Raw genomic sequence first — 10,447 nt, forward strand, 5'->3', positions numbered from 1 at the left:
CTCTGCGTCCCATTGGAACGCGGAGCGTCCCTTGAGGCATTCCCACGCAGAGCGTAGGAACGATCATCAAGGTCGATCTGGCCTAGTTCGTTAGCGCCTGGCCAGCCGGTTAAAGATCGTTCCCACGCTCTGCGTGGGAATACAGCCCGGGACGCTCTGCGTCCCATTGGAACGCGGAGCGTGACTTGAGGCATTCCCACGCAGAGCGTAGGAACGATCATCACTCAGGCGACGGCCCCTGGCACCAGCGGAAATTCCAGGCTGGCAATGAATCCCCCCTCAGGATGATTGGCCAGCACCAGGCTCCCGCCATGCCGCTCCGCCGCACGCCGGGCGATGGCCAGACCCAGGCCATGCCCGGGCGCTGTCTGCCCGGGTGCCCGATAGAACGGCTCACCGAGCTGATTCAAGTGTTCGGTGTTTACCCCCGGCCCATGATCGCGCACGGTCACGACAATTTTCTCGCCATGACGTAGCGCCTGCATTTCAATCGGCAGCCCCCCTGGGGGATTGAAACGCTGGGCGTTGCGCAACAGGTTGTCCACGGCGCGCTCGATCATGGTCGGCCAGCCGGTGAGATTCAATTGTGGTTCGGCTTCCAGATGCACGAGTTGGTCAGGTGAGCCCAGTTGAGCATCTTTTTGCAAGGCATTGAGCAGCGCATTGAGATCCACCTCTTCGGCGCTGGCGTTATCGGCATCGACTCGCGCCAATACCAGAATCTCGCTGATCAGTGCTTCGAGCCGGTCGCACTCACGGGTCAGGCGCGGCCAGAGCTTTTCCCGTTCTTCAGGCGTGGCCCGTTCGGCCAATGCCAGCGCTATGCGCAGGCGGGCGAGGGGGGAGCGCAATTCGTGGGACACGTCACGCAGCAATTGCCGCTGACTGCTGATCAGGCTTTGCAGGCGTGCGCCCATGCGGTTGAAGTCGTTGGCCAGCACCCCGAACTCATCGCGGCGATTGGCCAGCTTGACCAGGCTGTTCTGCTGATAGGTGGTTTGCCCCAGATCATGCACGGCGCCGCGCAAACGGCTGAGCGGGCGGGTGATGGAGAGGGTCACGAACAGGCTGAACAGGGTCAGCACCACCAGCGCGATCCCTAGCGCACTCAATGGCCAGAGCAGGCTCTCGCGGTGCCAGGCATCGAGTTCCGGATGGGGGATGCGGTAGATCAGCAGGTAGGTATCGCCGGTTTTTTCGCTGGTGTATTCGTCGGTCAGACGACGCCAGGGCAGGCGGCGGTCATCGTTGTTCTGCCGTGCTTCGAAGGCTGCCGCGCGGCGCGGGAAGGTGCCGCGAACCACAGGGTCGCCACTTTCGTTGAGCACCTGAACGTCGATGTGATAATGGCGCTTGCGTTCCTGCAGGAGGTCTTGTGCTGCGTCCTCACCTTGAGATTCGTATATTTGCGTCCACTCTTGCGCCAGGGTGTTGAGACCCGGGTGGCGGCTGAGGATCCAGGCATCCTGGTTGAGCATGTGCCCGAGCAGAATGGAAAGCCCTGCAACCAGAGCGATGGCCAGCCAGAAGCTGGCCAGGATCCGCCAGAACAATGAACGCACAGAAAATCCTCGAACCAGACACAAGTCATTGTAGGAGTGAGCCTGCTCGCGATAACGGTGTGTGAGTCAATAGTTGTATCAACTGACACTTCGTTATCGCGAGCAGGCTCACTCCTACATGGAAATCAACAACATCAGACCCAACGGTGTTCAGCCGTTGGGTCCGGGTTAACGCATTATTGCGCTTTTTGCGGTTGTTGCGCTTTCCAGGCCTTGAATTCAGCCCATTCGGCGCGACGCTCAGCTTGCTTTTTCTGGATTTCGTCGAATTTCTTCTGCTGATCCGGTTTCAGCAAGGCGCGGACATCAGCCTCCGCTTTTTTGTGGTTGGCGGCCATTTCGTCCTTCATGGCTTTCTGGTCGGCTGGCGACAGTTTCTCCAGGTATTTGTCGACCAGTTGCTTACGCTCATGCATCTGCTCGCCCATGATCTTGCGGATCTGCTCACGCTGTTCGCGGCTCAGGTCCAGTTGGCTGTAGGGGCCTTTACCGTGCATCCCGTGCATCTGGCCGCCGTGGCGCGGGCTATCCATCGGCCCATCCATCGTGCCGTGACCTTCAGGCATGGCCATGGCGACGGTGGGCAGGGCGGCAGCGAACATCAGGGCGATTAGGGTCTTGCGCATGGTGAATCTCCTTGTCTCATTCCCGGTACGTTCCGGATGAGTACAGATTACGCAGATCAAGGTCAGCGGCAGTCAGCGGAGTGTAAGGCTTGGGTAAAGATGGTTTTCTACCTTCCTGACAAAACAAAACCCTGTGGGAACCGGTTGCCAGCGATGGCGTCATTGTTTTCGACGCATGGCTCAAGGCCCATAGCAGGCAAGCCAGTTCCCACAGTCAATCGGGTTGGGTTCAGAGACTGTAGTAATAGCCGCGGCTACGCAGGGCCACGATGCGCGGACGCCCATCGGGGTGCGGGCCGATTTTCTTGCGCAGGTTGCTGACGTGCATGTCCAGGCTGCGGTCATACAGGGTCAGCTTGCGGCCGAGGGCGATTTGCGCCAGTTCCTGTTTGTCCAGTGGCTCGCCGGGCTGCTTGAGCAGGGCTTCGAGCAGACGGCTTTCGGAAACCGTCAGGGTCAGTTCCTTTTCATCGATGCTGACCACACCGCGTACCGGGCTGAAACACAAGTCGCCCAGTTCCAATTGGCTGGACACCGCGGCCGGATGGCTGCGACGCAACACGGCGCGCAGCCGGGCGGTCAGCTCACGCGGGTCGCACGGTTTGGCCAGGTAATCATCGGCACCCAGTTCCAGACCCAGGATGCGATCCAGGGGTTCGCCGCGGGCCGAGAGCATCAGCACCGGCAGATCCGGGTGATCGCTGCGTAACTGCTTGAGCAGTTCCAGGCCGCTGCCGTCCGGCAGCATCACATCCAGAACCACGGCCGCCGGAGAGGTTTCAGCCAGCGCACGACGGGCGCTCTGGCCATCGTGGCAGGCGCGAACCTGAAAGCCTTCCTGACTCAGCCAACTGCTCAGAAGCTCACACAGCTCCTGATCATCATCAATTAATAACAGTTCGCTCATGACTCACTCAATTTAGCCATTGTCGACGTTTTCGCCGTGCACCACTGGCGAAGATACCGCAGAGCAGGGCCAATAGCGCTACCCCGGCGCCAATGACGAACCACTGTTGCTGATCGGTCAGCAAACGCGGCAACACGCTGCCGGCCTGGGCCTCCTTGAGTTGCAGCTTCAGGCGCTGGTTCTCCTGGCGCAACCGGGTCAGCTGGGCGCTTTCGCGTTCGCCATCGGCATTCTGCAATTGTTTGCTCAGTTCTTCCCGTTGCCGTTCGCTTTCTTTCAAGCGTTGCTGCAACTCGTTGATCTGGCTGCCGGCGCTCAGGGACAAAGGCGTCGAATTGCCACCCTCGGAGCTTTCCTCACCGTGGGCGGGGGCCATGATCGACAACGTGACCAACAACAGACACAACGGACCTTTGCGCATCGCGACTCCTGATTCCAATACGAGTATTGGGAAGTTGTCGGCCGGCAAACGGGAATAATGAGCGCTTGAGAACGCGATGAACCGATAAGGTTCACCGCGTGAGGGAGGCGTTACGGCAGGACTTGCTTGAACGGTTTGACCAGAACGCTGGCGTAGACGCCTGCGGCGATGTACGGATCGGCATCGGCCCAGGCTTGTGCGGCGCTCAGCGAATCGAATTCGGCGACGATCAGGCTGCCGGTGAAACCCGCTGCGCCCGGATCATTGCTGTCGACAGCCGGATGTGGACCGGCCAGAACGATGCGACCTTCACCCTTGAGCACTTGCAGACGCTCAAGGTGCGCAGGCCGTGCGGCCAGGCGGGCTTCCAGGGAGTTGGCGACGTCTGTGGCAATGATTGCGTAAAGCATGTCAGTCCTCGGTTTTTGGCGTGGTGGTATCGGCGTCGTGCAGGTGGCGGGACAGGTAAATGCCCTGAGCGACCAGGAACAGCAACGTCATGCCCAGGCTGCCGAAGACTTTGAAGTCGACCCAGTAGCTCTGGAAGGTGAACGCGACGAACAGGTTGGCGGCACCGCAAAACAGGAAAAACACGATCCAGGCGATGTTCAGGCGCGTCCAGACAGGTTCCGGCAACGTCAGCGCGTGGCCCATGATGCGTTTGATCAGCAGGCGGTCACCGATGAAGTGGCTGCCGATGAAGCCCAGGGCGAACAGCCAGTTGACCACCGGCGCCTTCCATTTGAGGAAGGTTTCGCTGTGGAAGGCCAGGGTCAGGCTGCCGAAGACCAGACAGGCGACGAGGGTCAGCCACTGGCTCTTCTCCAGCTTGCGCTGTTTGATGAACAGCGCGCCGTAGACCACCAGCGAACTGATGATCAGCATCGCGGTAGCGCTGTAAATACCGCCTACAGTTACCTCATGGCCGGCGATGTCGACGACCCGTGGATCGATTTTGAAGACGATGAAAAACAGCAGGAGCGGGATGAAATCGATGAATTGTTTCACAGTGGCAGCCAGAAGCAGGATGTGGCGGCATAATAACAAACATATGGGCGCGCGATAGCGCCAGCTGATTTGAGGTTACAAAGCCCTGTGAATGTTGATTTGCACTGCCATAGCACGGCCTCCGATGGCGCCCTGGCGCCTGCGGTACTGGTTGCGCGTGCATTCGAGAAAGGCGTGCGAGTCCTGGCCTTGACCGATCACGATACCCTTGAAGGCATCGCCGAGGCCCGCGAAGCGGCGGATGCGCTGGGAATGCAACTGGTCAATGGCATCGAATTGTCCTGCACCTGGGGCGGGGCGACCATTCATGTGCTGGGCTACGGTTTCGACGTCCATGCCGCGCCATTGGTCGAGGCGATTGCCAAATTGCACGATGGCCGCTGGCTACGGTCCGAAGAAATAAGTCGCAAACTGGCGTTGAAAGGCATGCCGGGGGCGCTGGAAGGCGCCCGGCAGATCCAGCAGGAGCTGGGCGACAGTGGCAACGCTCCGGCCCGGCCGCATTTTGCCGACTGGATGGTCCGCGAAGGTTTTGTAAAGGATCGCGCCGAAGCGTTCCGCAAATGGCTGGGTGCCGGCAAGCTGGGCGACGTCAAGCAACACTGGCCGACCCTTGAAGACACCGTCGAAACCCTGCGCGCGGCCAAGGCCTGGGTCAGTCTGGCGCATCCTTGGCATTACGAGTTCACTCGCAGCAAGCGTCGTCGCCTGATTGCCGACTATATTCAAGCAGGCGGCCACGCGATCGAAGTGGTCAATGGCTATCAGCCCGCCGAGCAAGTGGGCAGTCTGGCCATCCTGGCTCGCGAGTTCGGTCTGCTGGTCAGCGCCGGCAGTGATTTCCATGGCCCGGGCGGGTGGTCGGAAATCGGTGAGTACCGCCCGCTCCCGGAGGATCTGCCACCCCTGTGGTGCCGATTCAAACATGACCCAGTTATTGCCGCCGTCTGAACAGGTAGAGAATGTGAGTCAATTTTTCCAGATTCATCCGGAAAACCCGCAAGCGCGCCTGATCAAACAGGCTGTCGAGATCATCCGTAGCGGCGGGGTGGTGATTTATCCCACGGACTCCTCCTACGCCATCGGTTGCCAGATCGGCGACAAGGTCGCCGTGGAGCGTGTGCGCCGTTTGCGTGGCCTGGACGACAAGCACAACTTCGCATTGATCTGCAGCGACCTGTCGCAACTGGGCCTGTTCGCCAAGATCGATACCGGCACTTTCCGCATTCTCAAGGCTCATCTGCCGGGGCCGTACACCTTCATTCTCAACGCCACCCGTGAAGTCCCGCGGCTGTTGCTGCACCCGAAAAAACGCACCATCGGCCTGCGGGTGCCGAGCCATCCGATCGCCTTGGCGTTGCTGGACCAACTCGGCGAGCCGCTGATGAGCGTGAGCCTGATCATGCCCGGTGAAACTGACCCGATGTTTGATCCTTATGAAATGCGCCAATTGCTCGAGCATCAGGTCGACCTGATCATCGACGGCGGTTTCGGCGGAATCAAGGCCTCCACGGTGATCAACCTCGCCGATGGCGAACCGGAAGTGATCCGCGTCGGTTGCGGCGATCCAACGCCGTTCATGGCCGAGGCGTAGATGTCTGCAGTAGAACCCGTCGACAGTCAGGCCGGAGCCCAGCAAGAGCTGCCCTTCGCCATGGTCTATGGCCAGGCGGTCATGGAAATGCCGCTGGACCTGTACATCCCGCCGGATGCGCTGGAAGTCTTTCTCGAAGCCTTCGAAGGCCCGCTCGACCTGTTGCTGTACCTGATCCGCAAACAGAACATCAACATCCTCGACATCCCGGTGGCGGAAATCACCCGCCAGTACATGGGTTATGTCGAACTGATGCAGTCGGTGCGCCTGGAACTGGCCGCCGAATATCTGGTGATGGCCGCGATGCTGGCCGAGATCAAGTCGCGAATGCTGCTGCCGCGGGCTGAAACCGTCGAGGAAGAGGAAGAGGATCCGCGTGCCGAACTGATCCGCCGCTTGCAGGAGTACGAGCGTTTCAAGGCTGCGGCCGAAGGCATCGACGGCCTGAGTCGTGTGGGTCGCGATGTGCTGGTGCCCAAGCTCGACGCCCCGGAGGCACGGGCGCGCAAGTTGTTGCCGGATGTGCGCTTGTCAGAGTTGTTGATGTCGATGGCGGAAGTGTTACGCCGCGGCGACATGTTCGAAAGCCATCAGGTCAGCCGCGAGGCACTGTCGACCCGCGAACGCATGAGCGATGTACTGGAACGGCTCAAAGGCGGCGGTTTCGTGCCGTTCGTCGAGCTGTTCACCGCTGAAGAAGGGCGCCTGGGGGTTGTCGTGACGTTCATGGCCGTCCTCGAACTGGTCAAGGAATCCTTGGTCGAGTTGGTGCAGAATGAGCCGTTCGCCGCGATCCATGTCCGAGCCCGAGCCGAATAACGAGTTTAATCATGAACCTGAGTGAACCCCGCGAGCTGGCGCCATTGCTTGAAGCCTTTCTGTTGGCCTCGGGAAAGCCGCAATCCCTGGACCGTCTGTTCGAACTTTTCGAAGAGGGCGAACGGCCGGAGCCGGCGGTTTTCAAGAAAGCCCTGACCCTTCTCGGCAAGTCTTGCGATGGCCGGGCGTACGAGTTGAAAGAAGTCGCTTCCGGCTATCGTCTGCAAATCCGCGAGAAGTTTTCGCCGTGGGTCGGTCGCTTGTGGGAGGAACGACCGCAGCGCTATTCGCGGGCCATGCTCGAAACCATCGCCCTGATCGCCTATCGACAGCCGATCACCCGGGGCGAAATTGAAGATGTGCGGGGGGTGGCGGTCAACAGCCAGATCGTCAAGACGCTGATGGAGCGCGAGTGGATTCGTATTGTCGGTTACCGCGATGTGCCGGGCAAACCGGCGATGTTCGCCACCACCAAGGCGTTTCTCGATCACTTCAACCTGAAAAACCTCGACGATCTGCCGCCGCTGGCGGAGTTGCGCGAACTGGAGCCCGACCCGGTGCTCGATTTCGACGACGCGCCTGTTCCGGCGGCGTTGCAGGAATTGGCAGACGCCAGCGCCGAGCCGGAAGAGCCGAAGGAGGAAACCAGTTTCCACACGCTGTTGCTGGAACTGGACAGCATGGAAGAGGGGATCAAGACCGATTTCGACGATTTGTTGCGAGATGGCGTGGCGCCTGAGTTGGATTCGGAGCAGCCGGACATCGAGCCCGAAACAGAAGTTTTGCAGATCGAACCTGAGCCGGAAATTGAACCCGAGCAGGAAGACGACATTCTCGGCGTTGCCGAGGCCCGGGAAAAACTCCTGGCGGCCGTTGCCGCACTGGAACAGCCGAAACCCGAGCCTGAACTGAGCGACGAAGAAGCCGAAGCCCTGGCGCTCGCTGAAGCTATCGAAGCCGAACGCCGCCAATTCGAAGACTGACACAACCCTGTAGGAGCCGGCTTGCTGGCGATCGCATCACCGCTATTCCTCCGATGCACCGTGGTGATGCCATCGCCAGCAAGCCGGCTCCTACAGAAGGTTTGCAACCATCGAGGTCACCGGTCGGCGGAAAATTAAGTAAGTCACCATCGATCGGCTAGTCTCTGATGCGCAAACGCCCGCATGCGCGTATGATTCGCGACCCTTCGGCGATCCCTTCGCCCGAGTACCCAGTTTTCAGAACACACCGGGAGGTGCCCAGATGAGTATCAAAGACCAGAAAGACGACCAGGAAATCGGCCCAGCAGGCGAAAAACTGCAGAAAGTCCTCGCCCGTATCGGCGTCGGCTCGCGCCGTGACGTGGAAGCCTGGATCAGCCACGGCCGTATCAAGGTCAACGGCAAAGACGCCACCCTTGGTCAGCGTGTCGACATGCACGACGCCATCACCATCGATGGCAAGGTGATCAAGCGCGAAGAGGCTGCCGAGTCGGTCCGCCGCGTGATCATGTACAACAAGCCCGATGGCGAGATCTGCACCCGTGTCGACCCGGAAGGCCGCCCAACCGTGTTCGACAAGATGCCGCGCCCTAAAGAGGGCCGCTGGATCAACATCGGTCGTCTGGACATCAACACCACCGGTCTGCTGATGTTTACCACCGACGGTGAGCTGGCCAACCGCCTGATGCACCCTTCCTACGAAATGGACCGTGAATACGCGGTACGTGTGCGTGGCGAAGTCGACGACGAGATGATCGAGCGCCTGAAGGCTGGCGTTGTCCTTGAGGACGGCCCGGCCAAGTTCACCGATATCAAGCAGGCACCCGGTGGTGAAGGTTTCAACCACTGGTATCACTGCGTGGTAATGGAAGGTCGTAACCGTGAAGTTCGTCGTCTGTGGGAATCCCAGGGCCTGGTGGTCAGCCGTCTGAAGCGCGTGCGTTTCGGCCCGGTGTTCCTCAACTCCGACCTGCCGATGGGTCGCTGGCGCGAAATGAGCCAGTACGAAGTCGACATTTTGAGTGCCGAGGTTGGCCTGACGCCGGTCGCAATGCCGCAGATGAACGCCAAGAGCAAAGACAAGCTTGACCGGATGCAGCGTAAATCGTCGCGGCCGATGGCCAAGACCGAGCGCGTGCGGACTTTGCGTCCAGCCACTGGCGCGGCCGCTGCACCTGCCGCACCACGTGCAAGCCGTGAGCCGCAGATCGAAGGCGAGCGCCCAGGTCGCAAGCCTGCTGCCCGTCAGGACGGTGAGCGCGGCCCGCGTACGCCGCGTCCGGCCAATGGCCGTACCGAGCGTGGCGAAGGTCGTGGTACGCCGGTAGCGGATCGCCCGGCCGACACCAAGCGCCCGGCCAAGCCTGCGCCGAAGCGTCCGGGGATCAAGCTGGTCGACGGTGATACGCCGTCGGGCAAGCGCCGTGGTGCACCAGCGGGTTCGGGTCAGCGCCCGGGCTTCGGTCGTCGCAAGCCGGAGTGAAGCAGCGGTAAGCTTCAGGCGACAAGCTGCATGTGAAAACGCCAACCTTCGGGTTGGCGTTTTTTTTCGTCCGGCTTTATGTCTGTGCTGTTTTTGAAGGCCTCATCGCGGGCAAGCCCACTCCCACAGCGTTCTATGCCGGGTACAAAACAGTGAATAAAACACAGATCCCTGTGGGCTTGCCCGCGATGGCGCCATATGCAGCACAGAGTTGCCCAAGGTGGAAAGCCAAAATTACAGCCTGTAAAGATTTCATGACGAAATCAACGGGTAAACCCCATGAAATCGCCTTCCCCTTGGTTTCGTAAGAAAATTCTTACGCGCCATTGCCTCGCATCCATCTTTCACCGCTCTAGCCCGCTTGTTTCAATACGCCATGCAGGGTCAGATGCGCGCCATGCCTGTCGTGCAGGTGCATAACAAAAAGGAGGCGCAATGAACGCCGCAATCCGTTTTCATTTCTCCGCAAGGGGCGTTTGGTTATTCGTCCCTGTCGCTGATCCGCAAGGGTCTGATCCTTTATTTGCAGCCGTCCGACTCGTTCGGGACGGACACGGGCAATCCCGGCCATAGACACGCTTGTCCAGCGGGTCTGGCAGCAGGGGGTTAGCGGTGTACAATGCGCGCGTTTTACCTGTGACCTCCTGCGCATCTGCGCAAACCTCAAGGCTATCCGCCTTGTTCACTCCGCCGCGTCACGAGCGTGTCGGGTTCGATTTCGTCACAGATAAAAACAAACAGGTGACGCATGACCGTTGTAAATACGCTGAACTCCTGGTGCCTGCGCTGGGGTTTGATCGGTGCCGCTTAACGCCTTTGCTGAGCAGCAACGTCTTCTGAACATCATCAAACCTTGCGTGAGACCCTTTTCATGAGTGGACAAAACTCGCATTCAGGCGAGCTGAAACGCGGCCTGAAAAATCGCCATATTCAACTGATCGCCCTCGGTGGTGCGATTGGTACCGGTTTGTTCCTCGGCTCGGCCGGGGTACTGAAGTCCGCCGGTCCGTCGATGATCCTCGGCTACGCCATCTGCGGCTTCAT

The 10,447-nt window shown here is 59.9% G+C and carries 12 protein-coding genes and 1 pseudogene; 7 read left to right on the forward strand and 6 right to left on the reverse strand.

Annotated elements, in window-relative coordinates; translation table 11 throughout:
- Window positions 1–224: 224 nt before the first annotated feature.
- The 6 genes from D8U69_RS21305 to D8U69_RS21330 form a co-directional block, all read right to left on the reverse strand.
- Window positions 225–1,562: a HAMP domain-containing sensor histidine kinase gene (locus D8U69_RS21305; RefSeq protein WP_056853058.1), complete on the reverse strand. Its 1,338-nt coding sequence runs from the start codon at window positions 1,560–1,562 to the stop codon at window positions 225–227.
- A gap of 176 nt (window positions 1,563–1,738) precedes the next feature.
- Window positions 1,739–2,188: an LTXXQ domain protein gene (locus tag D8U69_RS21310; protein ID WP_130903463.1), complete on the reverse strand. Its 450-nt coding sequence runs from the start codon at window positions 2,186–2,188 to the stop codon at window positions 1,739–1,741.
- Between the two features lie 229 nt (window positions 2,189–2,417).
- Entirely contained in the window at window positions 2,418–3,095 is a 678-nt protein-coding gene (locus D8U69_RS21315; protein WP_056853056.1) for a response regulator transcription factor, read from the reverse strand.
- A gap of 7 nt (window positions 3,096–3,102) precedes the next feature.
- Entirely contained in the window at window positions 3,103–3,516 is a 414-nt protein-coding gene (locus tag D8U69_RS21320) for a translation initiation factor 2 (RefSeq protein ID WP_130908072.1), read from the reverse strand.
- Between the two features lie 110 nt (window positions 3,517–3,626).
- The gene (locus D8U69_RS21325) at window positions 3,627–3,926 is read right to left on the reverse strand and encodes a YciI family protein (protein ID WP_056853054.1); all 300 of its coding nucleotides are present in this window, start codon (window positions 3,924–3,926) and stop codon (window positions 3,627–3,629) included.
- A 1-nt stretch (window position 3,927) separates the two neighbouring features.
- Entirely contained in the window at window positions 3,928–4,524 is a 597-nt protein-coding gene (locus D8U69_RS21330) for a septation protein A (RefSeq protein WP_130908073.1), read from the reverse strand.
- A gap of 87 nt (window positions 4,525–4,611) precedes the next feature.
- Between D8U69_RS21330 and D8U69_RS21335 the strand changes: the two genes are divergently transcribed.
- From D8U69_RS21335 to D8U69_RS21365, 7 genes and pseudogenes are all read left to right on the forward strand, one after another.
- Window positions 4,612–5,475 carry a PHP domain-containing protein gene (locus D8U69_RS21335; protein ID WP_056853052.1) on the forward strand — a complete coding sequence of 288 codons (864 nt, stop codon included), beginning with the start codon at window positions 4,612–4,614 and terminating at the stop codon, window positions 5,473–5,475.
- Between the two features lie 13 nt (window positions 5,476–5,488).
- Window positions 5,489–6,118 (forward strand): L-threonylcarbamoyladenylate synthase, encoded by a 630-nt coding sequence (locus D8U69_RS21340; protein ID WP_130903464.1) that lies wholly within the window; start codon window positions 5,489–5,491, stop codon window positions 6,116–6,118.
- A gap of 120 nt (window positions 6,119–6,238) precedes the next feature.
- Window positions 6,239–6,937, forward strand: coding sequence for a ScpA family protein (locus D8U69_RS21345; RefSeq protein WP_177336555.1), 699 nt, complete (start codon window positions 6,239–6,241; stop codon window positions 6,935–6,937).
- 11 nt (window positions 6,938–6,948) lie between these two features.
- Complete coding sequence (scpB, locus tag D8U69_RS21350) at window positions 6,949–7,920, forward strand: SMC-Scp complex subunit ScpB (RefSeq protein WP_130908074.1); 972 nt, start codon at window positions 6,949–6,951, stop codon at window positions 7,918–7,920.
- 262 nt (window positions 7,921–8,182) lie between these two features.
- Window positions 8,183–9,403, forward strand: coding sequence for a 23S rRNA pseudouridine(2605) synthase RluB (gene rluB, locus D8U69_RS21355; protein WP_056853048.1), 1,221 nt, complete (start codon window positions 8,183–8,185; stop codon window positions 9,401–9,403).
- A gap of 32 nt (window positions 9,404–9,435) precedes the next feature.
- On the forward strand, window positions 9,436–9,711 hold the full coding sequence (locus tag D8U69_RS21360; protein WP_130908075.1) for a hypothetical protein: 276 nt from the start codon (window positions 9,436–9,438) through the stop codon (window positions 9,709–9,711).
- Window positions 9,712–10,274: 563 nt separating this feature from the next.
- A pseudogene (locus D8U69_RS21365) lies at window positions 10,275–10,447 on the forward strand (amino acid permease); the annotation flags it as partial.

Source organism: Pseudomonas sp. Sample_16 (assembly GCF_004307665.1).
Lineage (GTDB): Bacteria > Pseudomonadota > Gammaproteobacteria > Pseudomonadales > Pseudomonadaceae > Aquipseudomonas.